This window comes from Methylobacillus draconifructus, from assembly GCF_045984355.1.
Classification (GTDB): Bacteria; Pseudomonadota; Gammaproteobacteria; order Burkholderiales; family Methylophilaceae; genus Methylobacillus; species Methylobacillus flagellatus_A.
This window is the reverse complement of the sequence record NZ_JBJQII010000003.1, coordinates 336,737-355,798: the sequence shown is the minus strand read 5'-3', so window position 1 is coordinate 355,798 and position 19,062 is coordinate 336,737. Positions and strand designations below refer to the sequence as shown.

Genomic DNA, 19,062 nt, shown 5'->3' with positions numbered 1-19,062 from the left:
TTCACAATTTTTTCATAGGGTACGCATGGCTCCAAAACGTGTCTGGTCAAGGCCCAGTGTGCAGGTAATGCTGCAACGCGGCGGACGTGTTTTAGGGGCATGCCCTCCGGGTTGCTCCGGCAGCGCAGCCGCTGCTGCGTTGCAAATCCTCGCCGGGCAATGAGCCCGTCTGTGGTTTGCGCCTTGCTTCGACTACACTGCCGGAGCAACGTACCTCATGAAAAAATTGTGAGCAGGCTCTAAAAGCCGACCCTGGACCAGAAGAACAGGATATTGCCGTTGCCCCGGCCGCCCGGCACATAGCTGGTGTTTACCGAGTATTGCCTGTAGTTGAACGACGCAATCGGCAGTACGCCAGGGATGGGGATGTTCTTGTAGATATCGGCACGCGAAGTGAGGAATGCCGTGTAGCCGACGCCGGCATGCAGTCCCGACCGAGGTCCCATCATCCATTGGTGTCCATAGCCCAGCATAGGTTGCACATTGCTGTGCGAGTCCGAGAATGCCATCATGTAAACGCCCTCCCAATTGCCTGCGGCATTGTAGCGGCTGCGTCCGTATCCCAGGCCCCAGGTGAATTCACGGAACGAGTCGATCTTGTCGTTATCGTAGGCAAAGCGCAAGTGGTGGGTCCAAAGCGGGATGTAGAGGTCATGATCGCCGTTTTTCCAGGTATCCGAGATGCGCTCGCATGACTTGTCTATCCATGAGTAGTCCGTGTTGCACGCGGCCTCTGCCGCCAGTGGGACGAGCATGGTGCTGCTCATCGCGATGATGCCGTGCCTGATATTCATAAGCCTATACCTTAACCATCTGCTAAAGCTGACAGCAGAGCATGAGGAAAGGTTTCTCCACTGCGCTGATATGGGCGAGGAAACCTGAGATAAAATGCGTGCTGGTTCTTAATCTAACATAAAGTTTGCATGGCACTCAGTAACATCCACCGCCAAGACAATCAGCCTGTTTATGTGCTGCATACCTATCCGTTCAAGGAAACCAGCCTGGTGGTCGAGTTGTTCAGCCGCGAGTTCGGCCGGGTGGCGGCCGTCGCCAAGGGCGCGAGGCGTCCGCGTTCGGCCATGCGCGGCATGCTGCAGGCGTTCCAGCCATTGCAGGCGACCTGGTCGGGCAAGGCCGAGCTCAAGAACCTGCACAGCATGGAATGGGGGGCGGGCTTGCTCCTGTTGCGCGGCGAGGCATTGATGTGCGGCTTCTACCTCAACGAGTTGCTGTTGCGCTTGCTTCCTCGCGAGGATGGGCATGACGCCCTGTTCGACTATTACTGTCAGACCTTGCGTATCCTCACGCAAGACCAGGTGCCGCCCGCGACCACTTTGCGCCGCTTCGAGCTCAAGATGCTGCAGGAGCTGGGCTATGCCGTGCCGCTGGAGTACGATAACGCGGGCAATGCCATCGAGGCCGACTACGTGTATTCCTACGTGGCTGAGCAGGGAGCGGCCCGCACGAGCCAGCATGCGGCGCCGGCAAATGGCGTACAATTATCCGGCAGGACATTGCTCGCCATGGCGCAGGATGACTACAGCGATGCCTTGACCCAGCAGCAAAGCAAGCAGTTGATGCGTACCTTGCTGGCGCATTACCTGGGCGAGAAGCCCTTACATACCCGACAATTACTCATGGATTTGCAGGCATTATGAAACTAGGCGTCAATATCGATCATGTAGCCACCTTGCGCCAGGCGCGCGGCACCCAATATCCCAGCGTCGTGCAGGCCGCCTTGCGCGCCGAGGAGGCCGGGGCGGACAGCATCACCATCCACTTGCGGGAGGACAGGCGCCATATCCAGGATGCGGATGTGTTTGCCTTGCGTCCGTTGTTGCAGACCAAGATGAACCTGGAAATGGCCGTGACCGACGAAATGGTCGGCATCGCGCTCCAGGTCAAACCGCAGGACGTTTGCCTGGTGCCTGAGCGCCGCGAGGAGCGGACGACCGAGGGCGGCCTGGACGTGACCGGCAACCTGGGCACCATCAAGGCCGCCTGCAAGACGCTAGGGGATGCGGGTATCCGCGTTTCCTTGTTCATCGGCCCTGACCTAGAGCAGGTCGAGGCGGCCAGGGCCGCCGGCGCGCCCGTGATCGAGATTCATACCGGCGCATTCGCCGATGCCAAGACCAACACCGAGAAACATGCCGAACTGCAGCGCATCCGCATGGCGGTGGACCATGGGTTGGCGCTGGGCCTGACCGTCAATGCCGGGCACGGCCTCAATATCCACAACGTGCATGAGATCGTCGGCATCCCCGGCATCGAAGAGCTCAATATCGGCCATGCGATCGTGGCCCATGCCTTGTTCGTCGGCTGGGAATACGCGGTGCGCGAAATGAAGGCGCTGATCGTGCAGAAGGCGAACTAGGCGGTTCGGCCAACATCCAGCATGATTTACGGGATAGGTACCGATATTGTCGAGGTGGTGCGCATAGAGGAATCGCTCAGCCGCTTCGGCGACGCATTCGCCCAGCGCATCCTCAATGCCGCCGAATGGCAGGAATACGAGGCGAGCCGGGTCAAGGCCAGGTTCCTGGCCAAGCGCTTTGCCGCCAAGGAGGCATTTGCCAAGGCGCTGGGCACCGGCATACGCGGCGCTGCCAGTTTCGAGAATATCGGCATCGGGCATGATGACCTGGGCAAGCCGGAATTCCGGCTTGCCCCCTTGTTGCAGGCGTGGCTGGCGGAAAAGGGAGTGGGCGGCCTGCATCTATCCATCAGCGATGAAAAAGCGCTTGCCGCTGCCTTCGTGGTATTGGAAAAAGCCTGAACGATGCGTAGCCTGTGGTTTGCCTGCCTGCTATTTGCAGGCGCTGCGACGAGTGCAGAGCAATGGGAGCTGGCGGGGGAGAGCAGCGTCGGCAAGCACTATGTCGACCAGGCCAGCGTGGTGCGCAATACCGCGGAGCAGAAGTTTACCGTGCAGACCAAGGTGGAGCAGGCCGATGGCATCTGGGTGACCACCATGCAGGTGGATTGCAGGGCCAAGCGCTTCAGCTACCTCAAGGGGTTCCAACTCAAGGACGGCAAGCAGGTGGTCAGGTTCGACGCCCCGCGTGCGGAAGAGCCGATCAGCCCAGGCTCGCTGCCGGACCAGCTGGAGCAGCGGTATTGCGCCGCTCCCGTTGCGATGCCTTCGTCATCGGTACCCAGATGGGAAGTGGTCAGCAACAGCAATGCGGGCGAGGTGGCGCTGGACCGCGCTTCACTGCAAACACTGCCCGGCCAAGTATTCAGGGTCAATACCCGCGTTAAGCTGTTCAACAAGAATGAACAAACCCTGAGCGCGCTGCAATTCAATTGCGGCGAAGGCACCTTCAGGATATTGCAGGCGCAAAGGCTGCGCGACGGCAAGGCCGAGCCCCTGTTCGACAAGCCTCAACCCTTTGCGCCTGTGGACAAGTCGGCCACGGCGCAGCATCTTGCCAAGACGATTTGCAGCCCGGCAGCCAAGCCCGCGCGCAACCCGTTCCAGGAGGATGCCTGCAAGGCGACATTGAGCGACTTGCAAGCGCTGGAAGCGCGCGTGCAGGCCGATGTCGACGCCCATGCCCTGTATTGCGACACCATGCAGAAATACCTCGATCAACTCGCGCGCATTGCCGATGACGCGGAGAAAAACCATTGCGCCATCCATGGCCTGGACCAATACCAGCGCGAGATCCGTGCCGTCGGGTGCGAGGAGCCGCCAAGTGGGCGATAGCCGGGATATCGATTGGGAGCGTAGGTTCGGCGGCGTGCGCAGACTGTATGGCGAGGCCGCGCTGCAACGCTTCCGCCATGCGCATGTCGCCGTGATCGGCATGGGAGGCGTGGGCTCATGGGCGGTCGAAGCACTGGCGCGCAGCGCGGTAGGCAAGCTGACTTTGGTTGACCTAGACAATATTGCCGAATCCAACGTTAATCGCCAACTGCATGCTGTCGAGGGCAATTTCGGCCTCGCCAAGGTCGCCGCCATGGCGCAGCGCGTGCATGCGATCAACCCGCTGGCCGAGGTGCGCGAGATCGAGGATTTCATTACGCCGGACAACCTCGACGCGCTACTGGGTACGCGTTTCGATGCCGTGCTGGATGCGATCGACGATGCGCGGGCCAAGGTGGCGTTGGCCGCCTGGTGCCGCAAGCTCGGGATTCCATTGGTGATGGCAGGCGGGGCGGGGGGACGTGTCGACCCTACACGCATCCGGGTGGCGGACTTGGCAGAAGTGCACGGCGACAGGCTATTGGCAAAGGTACGCAACCAGTTGCGGCGCGATCACGGTTTTCCGAAAGGCCTGGATGGCAACAAGCCAGGCAGTAAAAAGAAATTACAGAAATTCGGCATTGCCTGTATTTATTCCGACGAACCCATACAGCAGCCGGATGCCAGTTGCAGCGCGGACGCACGCGGCATAACGGGTCTCAATTGCGCCGGGTATGGCTCCTCGGTCGCCGTCACCGCCCCGTGCGGCATGGCTGCGGCGGCGGAAGTGCTCAAGCTATTATTGGCGGGATAGCTTGGATTGTTATCGGGATATGGTGCGCTCGTATTCCGGAAAATAGCGCGAAATCACGGAGAGGTCGAAGCTGCGCAAAATGCTGGTGTTGGATTCGCGCTCCAGCAGAAACTCGAAAGAGCGCCGGATCAATTCCTCATTGTCAAAGCGTCCCAAGCTGAGTTTTGTCGCGTAGTCTGGCGCCACTGTCACCCGGTGCGTAGTCGCCGAGCTTGCCTCAACGGCTACTTCGAAAGCATGTTCATCCAGTTTGTTGACGGTGATCTTCGCCATCGCAATCCCCTTTGATGAGTAGGGCATAGTGTAGCGTGAAATATGGCTATCTACATAAAAAATCAGCCACCTGCTGCGTAAGCCAGGTGGCTGGTCCCCTTTAAGTATTTTGCCGAGTTAGAAGTCGTAGCGCAGGCTTGCTCCAACGGTGCGTGGTTGTCCGGCAGATCCAGCGTAGAAATTGCTGCCCGAGTTTACAAGCCCGAGAAAATAGTGCTTGTCAAAAAGGTTCTTGGCCCAGATCGAGAGATCCCACTGGTTCTTGCCGTGAGGAATGCGGAAGCCAGTACTTAGATTGAAAATGCCGTAGCTCGGAATCCTGGAATAAATCGAGTTGTTGACGTCGGCGTAGGTTTCCGAGCGCCAGCCATAGTTGGCAGCAGTGTAGTGCTCGACGGTATCGGTGATGTTCCAGCGATGCTGTATACCTGCATTGGCTGTCCAGCGCGGGGCGCCATTGACGCGATTGCCTGCGATGGTGCGATATCCGACACCGCCTTCTTCAAACGGGGTAGGGGCAGTGCCTTTATCAAAAGTGGCGTCGGTGTATGCAGCATTGAATGTAGCAGCCACATGCTTGTTTGGTTCAATCTTGATATCGAGTTCCAAGCCCTTGCTGGTTAAGTCTCCCACATTGGTAAGCAGGCCGACATAAGCTCCATTGTACTCGGTCGTCGTAATCGCCTGATAATCGGAGAGTTTGGTCAGGAACGCATTTAAATTGATATTCAAGCGATTATCTAACCAAGTCGTTTTAATTCCGACCTCGAGATTTCGTGCTTTTTCAGGATCAATATCCAGAGATTGATTGCCAAGGATTGCAGCAGGGGTTGCCACACTGTTGACATTGAATCCCCCTGATTTTTCACCAGTGGAATAAGTGACAAAACCTAAAATATCATCAGTGAATCGGTAACTGGCGGTCAGCAAGCCTGCAATGCTCTCGTCACGCCGGTTAAGCGTGCCTGTGTCATAAGCTCTAAATAATGGAGATAATCCGGCATAGATTGCAGGGTTAATCGTCTGCTGGTTAACGCGGCCTTCTTTCTTTTCTACGGTATAGCGCAGGCCGCCTGTTAAATCAAACGCCTGGCTGATATGCCAGGTAGTTTGTCCAAACAGGGCATAACTGTCAGTTTTTGCCGTTCCTTTGCCAGCCAGGCTGGCATTGGGAGGGTACGCGGCAGTTAAGGCCAGCGCGCTTGCGCCTGTTTCATAAGCATTGTTGCTATCGATATTCTGGTGGTAATAGTACGCACCAACCACGTAGTCATACACTTCTCCCAATGGCGAGGCCAAACGTACTTCCTGTGAGTACTGTTCTTCATTGACTTTGAAGCCGCCAGTGAGGCCAGGCAGGCGGGTAAAGTCCAGGTCGTTTTCCGGACTGAATTTCCAGTCACGCCAGGCAGTGATCGAGGTGAGCTTGTAGCCATTGATATCCCAGTTTGCCTCTGCCGAAAGCGCATCCTGGTTGACTTTTGACCGCTGTCTTGCATCGAAATCAACCTTGTAATCATAGGGGCTGCGCGCAATGTTGACCGCTCCCAGTGCGGCTGCGTTCTGGGCATAAGTAGTATTTCTCCATGGCCCGAAGCTATACGGGATCAATGTCCCGGTGCTGGAATCCTCTTCATTGTGCTCGGCAATGATGCGCAAATTGAAGGTTTCGCTGGGCTTGATCAATATCTGTCCGCGTACGCCCTGGCGGTTGATCTCGTTCAAGTCCTTGCCGTTGTAGGTGTTCTTGATCCAGCCGTCGTCGTGGGTATCGTAGGCGGAAACACGCACGGCCACGGTTTCGCTCAATGGCTGGTTGATCATGGCCTTGAGCTGGCGGTAGCCTCGCTCGCCGCCTGAGACTTCAATGGTCCGTTCTTCCTTGAACACGGGCTGTCTTGAGGTGATGTTGAGCACGCCCGCAGTGGTGTTCTTGCCGAACAATGTGCCTTGCGGGCCGCGAAGCAGGTCGATCTGCTCGATGTCCAGCAGGTCGAATACGGCCTGGCCCGGACGGCCGAGGTAGACGTTGTCGAGATAAATGCCGACGCTGCCCTCCAGGCCTTCGTTGGCAGTGTTGTTGCCGATGCCGCGCACCGCGACGCTGGACTGGCGCGCGTGGATGAATTGCGAGGTAAAGTTGGGCAGCAGTTGTTGCAGGTCTTGCACCTGGTATATCTTGGTGGCTTCCAGCTGCTCGCCCTTGATCACGGTGATCGGGGCGGGTACGTCCTGCTCTTTCTCCGTACGCCGGCGGGCGGTAACGGTAATGCTGCCCAATTGGTTCTCTGCTTGTGCTTCAGATTCTTTTCCAACGCTGACTGCCGGATCGTTTTCCTCGGCATAAGCCGGGTTGAACGCAGCATGTATTGCCAATGCAATACTGCTGATGACGAATGGCTTGCTCAACTTCATGGTGTCTTCCCCTAAATTAATATCGAATGGCGTGCGACGAGCGGCCCGGATGGATACATCGCTGCTTATGGTTGTTATGCATGTTTATCCAGCCTCCAGCCTGTAACTCCCGGCCTTGCCCAGGTCATGCGGGTAATGGCGCGATGCAAATGCCAGCAGGATGACCGCCAGGGTGCCGCTGATCACGGGCAGGATGAACAGGGCCTGCCCCAGCCCGTAATGATCGGACAACAGCCCGGCCAAGTACGGGCCGGGCACCGACCCGAGCAGGTGCAGGGTCATGACGGACGTGGTGCCCGACAGCGCGCGGCCAGACGGGTGAGCCAGCTCTTGGGTCATGCTCAATGGGCCGGATGCGCTGACGGCAGCCGAGAAACTGGCCAGGATGATGAGCAGGTACTGCGTCTGTGCGTCATGCGCAATACCGAAGGCGATGCCATAAAGCACGGCAGACAAGGCAAATGCGATGGTGGAGAAATATATCTTGGCATGACGGTGGCGACGCGTCAGTGTATCCATGATCCAGCCTCCCAGCGGAATGGCCACGACGCCGATCATCAACAGCCCGCTGGTCATGAGCGATGCCTGTTGCAGGGGGATGCCATGGATGCGGTTGAGATAAGTGGGCAGGAAAAAGACCACCGGCACCCACTGCAAGGTTGCCATAGCGCTGCTGAGATACGCGAGCAATAGCGACGGCGTGCGCACGATGCGAGACCAGTTATGGCGAATCACTTGCCAGTGCCCCGGCTTTTGCTGGTCTGCCGAAGATGTTTCAGGCTGGATATTGCGGTAATCGCGGCAGCGGTAGAGCGCAATGGCAACCAGTATGCCCGGAATCGCCATCAGCCCCAGGGCATGGCGCCAGCCGTAGTGCGCCGCAATGAAGCCTCCGAGGGCAATGCCCAGCGCCATGCCGATAGGCTGGCTGGCAGAAAATACGCCCAGCGCAAGCTGCAAGCGGCGGCGCGGAAATGCCGCGCTGATCCAGGCGTAGGAGGCCGGTGCGTAAGCCGCTTCGCCTGCGCCTACCAAGGCGCGGCTGGCAGCCAGTTGCCCGAAATTCTGCGCAAAGGCGCCGCTGGCAGAAGCCACGCCCCAGAATACGCCCATGAGGCTGGCGGTCTTGATCCGGCTCCAGCGGTCAAGCGCAATGGATACCGGGAAAGCGAACAACACCATGCCCAGGGTCAGCAGCGAACTGAGCAGGCCTGACTGCGCGTCGCTCAATCCCCATTCTGCCTTGATATAAGGGAGCAAGCCGGCAATGATCAGGCGGTCGGCAAAGTCGAAAACCATCAACAGGCAAAGTAGGGAGAACACCCACAGGGTGCCTTGCTTACCGAAGAGGTAGCGGTCGTCCTCAACGGTGGGGGGGGCGATGCCGGCTTGGGTTTCCAGCGGGGCGGTGGCGCGGCTCATTGATATTGGCTCCTGGGGCGTGGCAATTCGAGGTGTTCACGCAACGTGCTGCCCTCATATTCTGTACGGAACAATCCGCGACGCTGCAGTTCGGGGATCACCTGTTCCACGAACTCGGTAAGGCCGTGGGGGAAAGTGGCGGGAAGGATATTGAAGCCATCAGCGGCGCCCTGCGTGAACCAAAGCTCCAACTGATCGGCAATACTGTTTGCCGTGCCGGTAATGATGCGGTGGCCGCGTGCGCCGGCCACCTTCTGGTAAAGCTGGCGAATGGTCAGGTTTTCGCGGCGCGCCAGGTCCACCAGCAGCTGCTGGCGGCTTTGCCAGCCTTCCGTATTGGGGAATTCGGGAACCGGGCCATCAATCGAGTATTTGCTGAGGTCGATATTGCCGAGGAAGGCTGACAATAGTGCGATCCCTACGGCAGGGTCGATGAGCGACTGCAGCTGCTCATATTTTTCCAGCGCTTCTTCTTCTGTACGGCCAATGATGGGCATGACGCCCGGCATGATGCGCAGGCTGTCGGGCGAGCGCCCGTGTTGCGCCAGCCTATCCTTCAAGCCCTTGTAGAACGCCTGGGCTTCCTCCAGTGATTGCTGTGCGGTGAAGACGATCTCCGCGGTGGCGGCCGCGAGGTTCTGCCCATCCTCCGACGATCCGGCCTGGACAATGACAGGATAACCCTGCACAGGCCTGGCTGACTGCAGCGGGCCGGATACGGAGAAGTATGCGCCCTTGTGGTTGAGGAAATGCAGTTTGTCCGGGTCGAAGAAATTGCCCGATGCCTTGTCGAATAAATAAGGCTCGTCGTCCCAACTATCCCACAGGCCCTTCACCACATCGACATATTCCCGGGCGCGTTCATAGCGCTCGGTATGGGGAATCTGCGTGCTCAGGCTGAAATTGTTCGCCTCGAAATCGGTGCCGGACGTTACCAGGTTCCAACCCGCGCGGCCCTGGCTGATGTGGTCGAGCGAGGCAAACAGGCGGGCCAGGTGGTACGGTTGCAGGTAGCTGGTGGAGACGGTGCTGATCAGGCCGATTTTCTCTGTGCTGCCAGCGATTGCTGACAATACGGTCAGGGGCTCCCAGAAATAGGTGATCGCTCCCTTGGCAAGCAGGCGCTTGTCTATTTGCGGCAAGCCCAATGCGTCGGCAAAAAAGATGGCATCGAATTTCCCCCGTTCCGCAATCTTTGCCAGGTTCTTGAGGTGGGCGAGGCTGGTAGCGTCGGCCGGGTTGACGTCCGGGTGCCGCCAGGCGGCCAGGTGATGCCCTACGCTCTGTAGGAATGCGCCCAGCTTTATTTGTCTTTTTTGGGTTGCCATATTGTCCTTGTGTACTTCCAGGCTACTGCTGGCGCGAAATGCGTCGCGCCAGCAGTAGCCATAAAAAGGTTGCAATTAAGTGAACGGTAACGTTTACTTAATGGAAGCAATCTACCCGATCTTTTTTAGAATGAAAAATACTTATTTTAAATATTGATATTCTTTTTTAGAATAAATGCAGGCAGCAGGCAAAAAGCAGGGGGTGATGCAAGAATGGCATAATGCATGCCTTGCCAATTGCAAACTCATTTGAATGGAGCAGGATGAATAGCAAAACCATCGTTGGCAGACCTACCAAGGAAGTTTCAGAACAGCTTGCCCAGCATATCCTCGACGTGGCGGCCGAGTCTTTTCGGGAGAAAGGCCTGCAAGGCGCCAGCATCGAGGGCATTGCAAAGGCGGCGGGTGTCTCGAAGCTGACAATCTATCGCCAATTCTCCAACAAAAATACCCTGTTCATGGCGGTGATCAACAAGTATGTCGTGCAGTACATAGCCGCGTTGACTGCGGCCATCAATACCAGCAGGCCGCCCAGGCAGGCGCTGTTCGACATAGGCTGTGTCATGGCTGAGCAATGGTTTAACCGCGACAACATGAAGTTCAGCCGCATGGTGGTGGCGGAAGTCGACCGTGTGGAAGGATTGTCCAGCCTGGTGGACCAGGTGACGAACCAGGCGCGCATGCCGATAGAGCGCTATCTCGAGCAGCTCAGGCAGAAAGGGCTGGTGCGCTTTTCCGACGTCAGGGCGGTGACCATCCAGTTCGTGCAGCTATGCGTTCATGGCCATTATTACCTGCTGCGCGATGAGGCGACCTTGCCGGGGCCGGAGGCAAGGGTTGAGTTGGTCAGGTCTGCGGTCGATCTCTTCGTTCATGGTTATTTTCTGCCCGAAGTTGCCGTATAGTCGAAGCAGCCCAGTGCGGTCACCACCGCTCAAGTGGCGCAAGGCACTCAACCAGAAGAGCATTGCCAGTCACGCTAAGAGCCGCTAATAAATTCCAGCCAAGCGATTCTGACTAGGCGCTCTGCCGCAGACAACACAAGCGGCACGATAAGACAGAGCAATAACGTCAGCAGGAGTTTTGACAGCGGTTTTAAAAGTCATAGCGCAGGCTGGCGCCAATGGTGCGCGGCTGGCCGGCAGAGCCGACATAGAGGTTGCTGCCCGCATTGGTGACGCCGAGGAAATAGCGCTTGTCCAATAAATTCTTGGCCCACAGCGACAAATCCCAACGGTGCTTGCCGCTGGTTACCCGCAAGCCGGTGCTGAAGTTGAGGATGCCGTATCCGGCAATCTTTGAGTATTCGGAGTTGTTGACGTCGCCATAGTTTTCGGAGCGCCAGCTGTATTGCGCATTTGTGTAGTGCTCAAGGTTGTCGCCCGGGTTCCAGCGGAGGTGGGCGGCGGTGCTGAATGCCCAGCGTGATGCGCCGTTCACCCGGTTGCCCGCGATGCTGCGCGTGCCTTTGCCGTAACCGCTGTCGCTGGTGCCGCCAGGGCCGTTGAATTCCTCGGCCGGGGTGGGGGCGGTGCCGCGGTCAAAGCTGGCATCAGTGTAGGCGCCGCTCAAGCTCAGGCTGAGGTGCTGGTTGACCCGGGCGCGCAAATCCAGCTCGGCCCCCTTGCTGGTCAGGTCGCCTACATTGGTGAGCAGGCCGGTATAGGTGCCGTTGATGGATGTGCCGGTGATGGTCTGGTAATCCTTGACCTTGGTCAGGAATATGCTGGCATTGGCGACGAGACGCTGGTCTAGCCAGCTCGACTTGATGCCGAATTCGAGATTTTTGGCTTTTTCCGGGTCTATGTTCAAGGCATCCGTGCCCAGTACCGCGCCAGGCGAAGCCACACCGTTGGTGTTGAAGCCGCCGGATTTCTCGCTGGATGAGTAGGTGGCGTAGCCAAGCACGCGGTCATTCAGCCAATAGCTCGCTGTCAGCAGGCTGGAAAGGCTTTCATCCTTCTGGCGTTGCACGCCGGTATCGTAGTGATCGAGCAATGGAGAGAGGATCGGCGGCAGCGGGGTAATCTGGTTTTGCACCACCCTCGCTTCCTTTTTCTCCACCGTGGCGCGCAGGCCTGCGGTCAGGTCCAGCTTTTCCGTCAGGTGCCAGGTGCCTTGGCCGAAAAGCGCGTAGCTGTGGGTCTTGGCATAGCCGGACCCGGAAAACGCCGAATTGTCGGGGTATATCGTGGTCAGCGCGAAAGCGTCCGGCCCGGTGATGTACTGCTCGTGGTTGGAAATGTCCTGATAGTAGTAATAAGCGCCCGCCACATAGTCGAATACGTCGCTCAGGGGCGAGGCCAGGCGTATTTCCTGCGAGTATTGCTTGTGGCGGGCATCGACGCCGCCGTTGACCGCAAACAGGTTGGTGCGGTCGAGGTCGTTGTCCGGCTTGAATTGCCATTGTCGCCAGGCAGTGATCGAGGTGAGGGTGTAGCCGTTGAAATGCCAGTTGGCTTCCGCGGATAGGGCATCCTGGCTGGTGCGGGTGCGCTGTCTGCCGTCCAACGTGACCTTGTAGTCCTTGGGGTCGTAGGGGCGATTGGATGCGCCCTGGCCGTTGGCGTAGGTGATGGCGTCGGTGGCGTTGGAGCCAGGCGTGCCATCGGGAGTGCTATGGGAATAATCTGGACGAAAGATTGGTTGTAACGTGTTTGGATCAACACCGACGAAAGTGAAAGAGGTGGGATTGGGCGTCCACGGCCCACGGCTATAAGGCACCAGCGTGCCGGTGCTGGAATCTTCCTCGTTGTGCTCGGCAATCAGGCGCAGGTCGAACGACTCGCTGGGTTGCAGCAGCAATTGGCCGCGTGCGCCGGTGCGGTTGATCTCGTTGAGGTTCTTGCCGTCGTAGGTGTTCTTCACCCAGCCGTCGTCATGGGTTTTGTAGGCGGCAATGCGAAAGGCTGCGATCTCGTTGATCGGTTGGTTGAGCATGACCTTGTATTGCTCGAAGTCGCGCGACCCATAACTCGCTTCCGCCGAATATTCCGGCTTGAAAACAGGCTTGCGGGTGGTGATGTTGAGCACGCCGGCGGTGGTGTTCTTGCCGAACAATGTGCCTTGCGGGCCGCGCAGCAGTTCGGCCTGCTCGATATCCAGCAGGTCGAACACGGCCAGGCCGGGTCGGCCGAGAAATACGTTGTCGAGATAAATGCCGGCGCTGCCTTCCAGCCCCTCGTTGGCCGGGTTGTTGCCTATGCCGCGGATGGCGATGCTGGACTGGCGCGGATGCAGGAATTGCGCCGTGAGGCTGGGCATGAGCTGCGGCAAATCCTGCAATTGGTAGATCCTGCTGGCTTCCAGCTGTTCGCCCTTGACCACGGACACGGTCGCGGGGACGTCCTGCTCCTTCTCCAGACGCCGCCTGGCAGTCACCCTGGTGGCTTCGAGTTCCTGGATTTGCTCGGTTTCGGCTGAAGGCGGTTCATCATGGGCATGGCTGGGGCTGGACGTGGCGATGACGGCGAGCATGCTGCCGCCCATGATGCAGTACTTCAAGACTGGAACTCCCTTGTGAGGTTGGCAGGACCGCCATCTCGTTAATGACAACTGTATGACTTATTTTGATGATTTTTTACGTATTTTATATCTAAATGGCGGCATTTGATGCCAGGCGCTTGAAATTTGTTAAGCCGTCCTTATATATGGAGCATTGTCATTCAACTGCATAACGGGAGTTAGCAAGATGTCCACAGAGACACTACAAAAGGAAACACTGGGTTTCCAGGCCGAAGTCAAACAGCTGTTGCAATTGATGATCCATTCGCTCTACAGCAACAAGGAAATCGTATTGCGCGAGCTGATTTCCAACGCCAGCGACGCCGCGGACAAGCTGCGGTTCGAGGCGCTGGCGGATAACAGCCTGTACGGCAATGACAGCGACCTCAAGATCCGCGTCAGCTTTGACAGGGAGGCGCGTACCGTCACCATTTCCGACAACGGGATCGGCATGAGCCGCGAGGAAGTGATCCGCAATATCGGCACCATTGCCAAGTCCGGCACCAAGGAATTCTTCCAGTCCCTCACCGGCGACCAGGCCAAGGACGCCAACCTGATCGGCCAGTTCGGCGTCGGCTTCTATTCCGCGTTCATCATTGCGAGCAAAGTGACCCTGACCACCCGCCGTGCCGGCAGCAACGAGGCCGTGCGCTGGGAGTCGAGCGGCGAGGGCGACTACACGCTGGAGCCTGCCGACAAGGAAAGCCGCGGCACCGACATCGTCCTGCACCTGCGCGAGGGCGAAGACGAGTTCCTCAATGACTGGAAGCTCAAGTCCATCATCCGCAAGTATTCCGACCACATCACCCTGCCCATCGTCATGAAGAAGTCCGAGTGGAAGGACGGCGAGCAAGTGGCCACCGATGAGGACGAAACCGTGAACAAGGCTTCCGCCTTGTGGGCGCGCAGCAAAGGCGATATTTCCGAAGAGGAGTACCAGGAGTTCTACAAACATGTCTCGCACGATTTCGAGAATCCGTTGACCTGGAGCCACAACCGCGTGGAAGGCAAGCAGGAGTATATTTCCCTGCTCTACATTCCGTCCAAGGCGCCGTTCGACCTCTATGACCGCGAGCGCCAGCACGGCATCAAGCTCTACGTGAAGCGCGTGTTCATCATGGACGATGCCGAGCAGCTGATGCCGCAATACCTGCGCTTTGTGCGCGGCGTGATCGACAGCGCCGACCTGCCGCTCAACGTCTCGCGCGAAATCCTGCAGCATTCCAAGGACATCGATGCGATCAAGACCGGTTCCGTGAAACGCGTACTCGGCCTGCTGGAAGACCTGGCGGAGAACAAGCCGGAAGAATATGCCAAATTCTGGAACGAATTCGGCCGCGTGCTGAAAGAAGGCCCGGGCGAGGATTTCGCCAACAAGGAAAGGATCGCCGGCCTGCTGCGCTTTGCCAGCACCCATGCCGATACCGACGCGCAGGTGGTTTCCTTCAAGGACTACATCGGCCGCATGAAGGAGGGCCAGGAAGCTATCTACTACATTACCGCAGATAGTTTTGCCGCGGCCCAGCATAGCCCGCACCTGGAAATCTTCCGCAAGAAAGGCATTGAGGTGTTGCTGTTGTCCGACCGGGTGGACGAATGGCTGCTGGGCAGCCTCACCGAGTTCGACGGCAGGAAGCTGCAATCCGTGGCCAAGGGCGACCTGGACCTTGGCAAGCTGGAAGACGAAGCCGAGAAGGAGCAGCAGAAGAAGGTCGAGGACGAATACAAGTCCCTGGTCGAGCATATCCAGTCCACATTGGGCGACAGCGTGAAGGAGGTCCGCGTCACGCACCGCCTCACCGATTCCCCTGCCTGCCTGGTGGCGGGAGAGAACGACCTATCGGGCAATCTCGAGCGCCTGCTCAAGGCCGCAGGCCAGAAGACGCCGGGCAGCAAGCCTATCCTGGAGATCAACCCGGATCACGGCATCGTGCAGCGCCTGAAGGCGGTGACGGACGACGCCAAATTTGCAGACTGGGCTCATCTCCTGTTTGACCAGGCTTTGCTGGCGGAAGGCGGCCAACTGGAAGACCCGGCCGCCTTCGTGCGTCGCGTGAACGCCATGCTGGCCTGAGCGCGGCCACGTTGCTGCCTTGCCGCGCCTGGCTAAAGCGGCAGGCACTCGAAAAACCGCCATTGACGCTTGGTCAATGGCGGTTTTTTATTGTATAATCCGCGGCTTCGTGTAAAGCCACAGGCTTACGCGGAGTTTGTAGTGTGCAGGTATGCCATGCCTTGCAGGCATGGTGATAGCGTCGAGCTATCCATCCCGAACATGATTGCCGGGGTGCAGGAAGCTATTTGTCAGGTCAGCCTGATCAATCCAACTATTGAAGGAGTTTTGAAGAATGTCTAGATTCACCGGCCCACGCCTTAAAGTAATGCGCGCACTTGGTATTGATCTGCCTGGCTTGTCCCGCAAGACCATCGAGGCGCGCCCAACCCCTCCTGGCCAGCATGGCGCCAAGAATACACGCCGCAAGAAGTCCGATTTCGGCGTCAAGCTGCAAGAAAAGCAAAAGCTGCGCTTCAACTACGGCCTGTCCGAAAAGCAACTGCGCCGCCTGGTGGTAGATGCGCGTAAGGGCAAGTCCCCTACCGGCGAAACACTGCTGCAACTGCTGGAGCGCCGCCTCGACAACGTCGTGTTCCGCGCTGGCTTCGCACCGACGATTGCCGCTGCACGCCAATTGGTTTCCCACCGTCACGTATTGCTGAATGGCAAGTCCGTGAACATCCCGTCCATCCGCTTGCGCGTGGGTGACGAGATTTCCCTGAAGGCCAGCAGCACCAAGCTGCCTATCGTGGTGGAAACATTGGCCAACCCGCCTTTGATCCGTCCAGAGTGGATCACCTGGGCAGAGCAAGCACAGCAAGCCAAGGTTGCCCACTTGCCAGCAGCGGAAGATGTTCCGTTCCCTGTTGACGTTCAGCAAGTTGTTGAATACTACGCCAACCGTCTGTAATTTCTTGACGGAATCGAAAAGGCCGCTATCAGCGGCCTTTTTTGTTTTGTGCGGCAATTTGACGCAGTGCGTATGCATATTATATGCAAGAAATAATAAGAATCGTGCTTAATTAGCTGCTAGAATGCGTATTATTCTTGACTGCATATATGAGAATAGTTATCATTTTTCGCTCTTGTTGCAAGGGTAGCCTTGCATCATTGACTGCAACCCCAAACAACGAGCGGGATAACGATGAAGACAGCGAACAATTGTAGGCGTGTAGTGCTTGCTGGAGCTGAAGGATGCAGGGTGTTGTACTGTGAGGAATGTAATGTCATGGAAATTGAAGTCGGTGCGTTGAGTTTGCGCCTGGAAGACCACGCGTTCAACTCGCTTGCTGAAATGATTCAGGAAGCGGCGACCCGGCTGGCAATATATAGTGCCAACAAATCTCATAGTCAATTCACTGCCAGCATCAAAAATGTCCATTGAGTCTTCACTTGCACGCCTTTCAAAAGAGCAATATGTTGAGGGGCAATTGAGTCAAAAACCAACGCGCAATTTAGTTCCAAAACGGGTTTTCCGAGAACAAGACACACAGGATTTTTCTGCCAAGGCGCTGATCGCCACCGTGGCGATCCATGCCGCCGTGTTTGCCGCCCTGATCGCCGTTTCCACCAGGGAGCCCCACAAGGAAGAGGCCGCGCCGCCTATCATGGTGAGCCTGGTGAAAAGTCCGGAGCCTATTCCCGAGGTGGCGATCACCGAGCCGGAGCCCCAACCCCAGCCGAAACCGCCTGAGCCCAAGCCAAAACCGAAGCCCAAGCCGAAGGTGGTGGATAAACCTGTCCCAATCGAGGCTCCCCAGCCTGTCGAGCAGGTGGAGGAGGTCAAGGAGGAAGTGTCCGAACCGCAGCCCCAGGAAGTCAAGCAGGCGCCTTCGCAAGCGCCCGTCCAGGACAAGCCCGTGGTTGCCGAGAAGGTGGAGCCGGTCAAGCCGCCTGAGCCCAAGGACCAGCCTATCCCGGAAGTGGCGATCAGCGGGGTTTCATATTCGCATCAGGAAATTCCCGTTTATCCCGCCATGTCCAGAAGGCTGGGAGAGCAGGGCGTCGTGATGTTGCGGATACTGATCTCTGAAGCAGGGGTGCCCGAGACCATCCAGATCGAGACCAGCAGTGGTTCCGAGCGGCTGGACAAGGCCGCGCTGGAGGCGACCAAGAAGTCCAGGTTCAACCCGTACAAGCGTAACAACAAGCCGATGAAGGTGTCCGTGATTGCCCCGGTCCGGTTCTCCATCTCGGATTAAGCAAGTTCAACCAGGTTAGTCATACTTTAAAACATATAGGATTAATGCAATATGGAAAATGCATACGAATTTAGCAGCTTGGATTTCATTCTGGACGGCGGTCCGGTTTCCATTCTGGTTGCAGTCGTGCTTGTCTTCATGTCAGTGGCAAGCTGGTATCTCATGGTCGTCAAGTTCTATCAGGCACTGACCATCCGCAGTGCCAACCGCGAGTACAGCAATAACTTCTGGCAGGCGCCCTCGGTCGAGTCGGCACTGCGCCACAAGAGCGGCGAAACCATCGTTTCCCGCGTTGCAAACCAGGCCGTTGACGCTGCCGAGCATCATCAGGCACATGTCGCCAGCAATGTCGAAGAGGCTTGCAACAAGGACGAATTCATCGCCCGCGCCATGCGCCGTCAGATTTCCACTGAAAGCGAGCGCATGGATTACGGCCTGACCATGCTGGCATCGGTAGGAAGCGTGGCGCCTTTCGTCGGCCTGTTCGGTACGGTATGGGGTATTTACCATGCCTTGGCGAGCATCAGCCAAAGCGGCCAGGCGACACTGGACAAGGTGGCCGGGCCGGTGGGCGAAGCCTTGATCATGACCGCGCTCGGCCTGGCTGTGGCGATTCCTGCGGTATTGGCATACAACGCGCTGGTACGCCGCAACCGCCTCATCCTGGGCGAAGTGGAGGGGTTTGCCAATGATCTGCATATCCTGCTGACCACCGGCGCTCCATTGAACCCTAGCAGCAAGACTACCCCAGGCGCCGCCGCTGTCCGTACCGGCGCCACATTGAAAGAGGTGACGGCATGATGGCAGGCGGCGGAATCGGCGGCGGGGAGGGCAACAGCCGTCCCATGTCCGAGATCAACACCACGCCGCTCGTGGACGTGATGTTGGTGTTGCTGGTGATCTTCATCATCACCGCCCCCTTGCTGACGCATGCGGTGAAGATCGATCTGCCGCAAGCGACGAGCCAGCCTTCCCCGGAGAAGCCGGATATCATCGATGTCGCCATCGATAGCGCAGGCGCCATGTACTGGAACGACCAGACCCTCACGCTCGAAGAGCTGAACGTGAAGCTGCACGAGGTTGCCGACAAGGACCCGCAGCCGGAACTGCATATCCGCGCCGACAAGGAGACGCGTTACCAGGTGCTCGCCGAGGTCATGGCGTATGCGCAGAATGCAGGCGTGCAGAAGCTCGGGTTCGTGAGCGATCCTACGCCCAAATAACCTGCGGGACTGAAATGCAAAAAGCCGGGCATGCCCGGCTTTTTTGTTTTGCTTTGGCCATGTCGCTTCCCTGAGCCAGTAGGGAAGATGCGAAGATGTTTTCGCAATCGCTGTTCAACTTTTTCCCACTATTGT

Annotated in this window: 18 protein-coding genes; 12 read left to right on the top strand and 6 right to left on the bottom strand. The window is 57.7% G+C overall.

Features of this window, described 5'->3' with window-relative positions; translation table 11 throughout:
• Positions 1 to 239 precede the first annotated feature (239 nt).
• A complete protein-coding gene (pagP, locus tag ACJSDX_RS08150; RefSeq protein ID WP_407994278.1) occupies positions 240 to 794 on the bottom strand; it encodes a lipid IV(A) palmitoyltransferase PagP in 555 nt (184 codons plus the stop codon).
• A gap of 129 nt (positions 795 to 923) precedes the next feature.
• Here pagP and recO point away from each other — a divergent pair, with 129 nt between their 5' ends.
• The 5 genes from recO to ACJSDX_RS08125 are packed head-to-tail and all read left to right on the top strand — an operon-like array spanning position 924 to position 4,505.
• A complete protein-coding gene (recO, locus tag ACJSDX_RS08145) occupies positions 924 to 1,658 on the top strand; it encodes a DNA repair protein RecO (RefSeq protein WP_407994277.1) in 735 nt (244 codons plus the stop codon).
• Positions 1,652 to 2,377 (top strand): pyridoxine 5'-phosphate synthase, encoded by a 726-nt coding sequence (gene pdxJ / locus ACJSDX_RS08140; protein ID WP_407994386.1) that lies wholly within the window; start codon positions 1,652 to 1,654, stop codon positions 2,375 to 2,377. The genes recO and pdxJ overlap by 7 nt, the downstream gene beginning before the upstream one ends.
• 21 nt (positions 2,378 to 2,398) lie before the next feature.
• The gene (gene acpS / locus ACJSDX_RS08135) at positions 2,399 to 2,779 is read left to right on the top strand and encodes a holo-ACP synthase (protein WP_407994276.1); all 381 of its coding nucleotides are present in this window, start codon (positions 2,399 to 2,401) and stop codon (positions 2,777 to 2,779) included.
• Between the two features lie 3 nt (positions 2,780 to 2,782).
• On the top strand, positions 2,783 to 3,712 hold the full coding sequence (locus tag ACJSDX_RS08130; RefSeq protein WP_407994275.1) for a surface-adhesin E family protein: 930 nt from the start codon (positions 2,783 to 2,785) through the stop codon (positions 3,710 to 3,712).
• Positions 3,702 to 4,505 (top strand): tRNA threonylcarbamoyladenosine dehydratase, encoded by an 804-nt coding sequence (locus ACJSDX_RS08125; RefSeq protein ID WP_407994274.1) that lies wholly within the window; start codon positions 3,702 to 3,704, stop codon positions 4,503 to 4,505. The genes ACJSDX_RS08130 and ACJSDX_RS08125 overlap by 11 nt, the downstream gene beginning before the upstream one ends.
• Before the next feature lie 9 nt (positions 4,506 to 4,514).
• Here ACJSDX_RS08125 and ACJSDX_RS08120 read toward each other — a convergent pair whose 3' ends face one another.
• From ACJSDX_RS08120 to ACJSDX_RS08105, 4 genes are all read right to left on the bottom strand, one after another.
• Positions 4,515 to 4,778: a hypothetical protein gene (locus tag ACJSDX_RS08120; RefSeq protein ID WP_309564798.1), complete on the bottom strand. Its 264-nt coding sequence runs from the start codon at positions 4,776 to 4,778 to the stop codon at positions 4,515 to 4,517.
• 117 nt (positions 4,779 to 4,895) lie between these two features.
• Entirely contained in the window at positions 4,896 to 7,193 is a 2,298-nt protein-coding gene (locus ACJSDX_RS08115) for a TonB-dependent receptor (protein ID WP_407994273.1), read from the bottom strand.
• An 84-nt stretch (positions 7,194 to 7,277) separates the two neighbouring features.
• Positions 7,278 to 8,615, bottom strand: a complete 1,338-nt coding sequence (locus tag ACJSDX_RS08110; RefSeq protein WP_407994272.1) for an MFS transporter — start codon at positions 8,613 to 8,615, stop codon at positions 7,278 to 7,280.
• Positions 8,612 to 9,943, bottom strand: a complete 1,332-nt coding sequence (locus tag ACJSDX_RS08105) for an LLM class flavin-dependent oxidoreductase (protein ID WP_407994271.1) — start codon at positions 9,941 to 9,943, stop codon at positions 8,612 to 8,614. Before ACJSDX_RS08105 ends, ACJSDX_RS08110 begins: the two co-directional genes overlap by 4 nt.
• A gap of 263 nt (positions 9,944 to 10,206) precedes the next feature.
• On the opposite strand from ACJSDX_RS08105, the gene ACJSDX_RS08100 reads away from it, so the two are divergent.
• A complete protein-coding gene (locus ACJSDX_RS08100) occupies positions 10,207 to 10,848 on the top strand; it encodes a TetR/AcrR family transcriptional regulator (protein ID WP_407994270.1) in 642 nt (213 codons plus the stop codon).
• Positions 10,849 to 11,038: 190 nt separating this feature from the next.
• On the opposite strand, the gene ACJSDX_RS08095 is transcribed toward ACJSDX_RS08100, so the two are convergent.
• Positions 11,039 to 13,447 carry a TonB-dependent receptor gene (locus ACJSDX_RS08095; protein WP_407994269.1) on the bottom strand — a complete coding sequence of 803 codons (2,409 nt, stop codon included), beginning with the start codon at positions 13,445 to 13,447 and terminating at the stop codon, positions 11,039 to 11,041.
• Positions 13,448 to 13,634: 187 nt separating this feature from the next.
• On the opposite strand from ACJSDX_RS08095, the gene htpG reads away from it, so the two are divergent.
• The 6 genes from htpG (at position 13,635) to ACJSDX_RS08065 (ending at position 18,927) form a co-directional block, all read left to right on the top strand.
• Positions 13,635 to 15,521: a molecular chaperone HtpG gene (htpG, locus tag ACJSDX_RS08090; protein ID WP_407994268.1), complete on the top strand. Its 1,887-nt coding sequence runs from the start codon at positions 13,635 to 13,637 to the stop codon at positions 15,519 to 15,521.
• Positions 15,522 to 15,795: 274 nt separating this feature from the next.
• On the top strand, positions 15,796 to 16,413 hold the full coding sequence (gene rpsD / locus ACJSDX_RS08085) for a 30S ribosomal protein S4 (protein WP_309564805.1): 618 nt from the start codon (positions 15,796 to 15,798) through the stop codon (positions 16,411 to 16,413).
• 318 nt (positions 16,414 to 16,731) lie between these two features.
• Entirely contained in the window at positions 16,732 to 16,887 is a 156-nt protein-coding gene (locus ACJSDX_RS08080; protein WP_309564806.1) for a hypothetical protein, read from the top strand.
• Positions 16,888 to 16,933: 46 nt separating this feature from the next.
• Positions 16,934 to 17,704: an energy transducer TonB gene (locus ACJSDX_RS08075; RefSeq protein WP_309564807.1), complete on the top strand. Its 771-nt coding sequence runs from the start codon at positions 16,934 to 16,936 to the stop codon at positions 17,702 to 17,704.
• Positions 17,705 to 17,755: 51 nt separating this feature from the next.
• Complete coding sequence (locus ACJSDX_RS08070) at positions 17,756 to 18,505, top strand: MotA/TolQ/ExbB proton channel family protein (protein WP_407994267.1); 750 nt, start codon at positions 17,756 to 17,758, stop codon at positions 18,503 to 18,505.
• A complete protein-coding gene (locus tag ACJSDX_RS08065) occupies positions 18,502 to 18,927 on the top strand; it encodes an ExbD/TolR family protein (RefSeq protein ID WP_407994266.1) in 426 nt (141 codons plus the stop codon). The genes ACJSDX_RS08070 and ACJSDX_RS08065 overlap by 4 nt, the downstream gene beginning before the upstream one ends.
• Positions 18,928 to 19,062 lie beyond the last annotated feature (135 nt).

Excerpts from the sequence above, each read along its gene's own strand:
- acpS (WP_407994276.1), top strand. The coding sequence starts at position 2,399 with ATGATTTACGGGATAGGTACCGATATTGTCGAGGTGGTGCGCATAGAG.
- ACJSDX_RS08065 (WP_407994266.1), top strand. The coding sequence starts at position 18,502 with ATGATGGCAGGCGGCGGAATCGGCGGCGGGGAGGGCAACAGCCGTCCC.
- pagP (WP_407994278.1), bottom strand. The coding sequence starts at position 794 with ATGAATATCAGGCACGGCATCATCGCGATGAGCAGCACCATGCTCGTC.
- rpsD (WP_309564805.1), top strand. The coding sequence starts at position 15,796 with ATGTCTAGATTCACCGGCCCACGCCTTAAAGTAATGCGCGCACTTGGT.
- ACJSDX_RS08080 (WP_309564806.1), top strand. The coding sequence starts at position 16,732 with ATGGAAATTGAAGTCGGTGCGTTGAGTTTGCGCCTGGAAGACCACGCG.
- ACJSDX_RS08120 (WP_309564798.1), bottom strand. The coding sequence starts at position 4,778 with ATGGCGAAGATCACCGTCAACAAACTGGATGAACATGCTTTCGAAGTA.
- ACJSDX_RS08110 (WP_407994272.1), bottom strand. The coding sequence starts at position 8,615 with ATGAGCCGCGCCACCGCCCCGCTGGAAACCCAAGCCGGCATCGCCCCC.
- htpG (WP_407994268.1), top strand. The coding sequence starts at position 13,635 with ATGTCCACAGAGACACTACAAAAGGAAACACTGGGTTTCCAGGCCGAA.
- ACJSDX_RS08105 (WP_407994271.1), bottom strand. The coding sequence starts at position 9,943 with ATGGCAACCCAAAAAAGACAAATAAAGCTGGGCGCATTCCTACAGAGC.
- ACJSDX_RS08115 (WP_407994273.1), bottom strand. The coding sequence starts at position 7,193 with ATGAAGTTGAGCAAGCCATTCGTCATCAGCAGTATTGCATTGGCAATA.
- recO (WP_407994277.1), top strand. The coding sequence starts at position 924 with ATGGCACTCAGTAACATCCACCGCCAAGACAATCAGCCTGTTTATGTG.
- ACJSDX_RS08070 (WP_407994267.1), top strand. The coding sequence starts at position 17,756 with ATGGAAAATGCATACGAATTTAGCAGCTTGGATTTCATTCTGGACGGC.
- ACJSDX_RS08130 (WP_407994275.1), top strand. The coding sequence starts at position 2,783 with ATGCGTAGCCTGTGGTTTGCCTGCCTGCTATTTGCAGGCGCTGCGACG.
- ACJSDX_RS08100 (WP_407994270.1), top strand. The coding sequence starts at position 10,207 with ATGAATAGCAAAACCATCGTTGGCAGACCTACCAAGGAAGTTTCAGAA.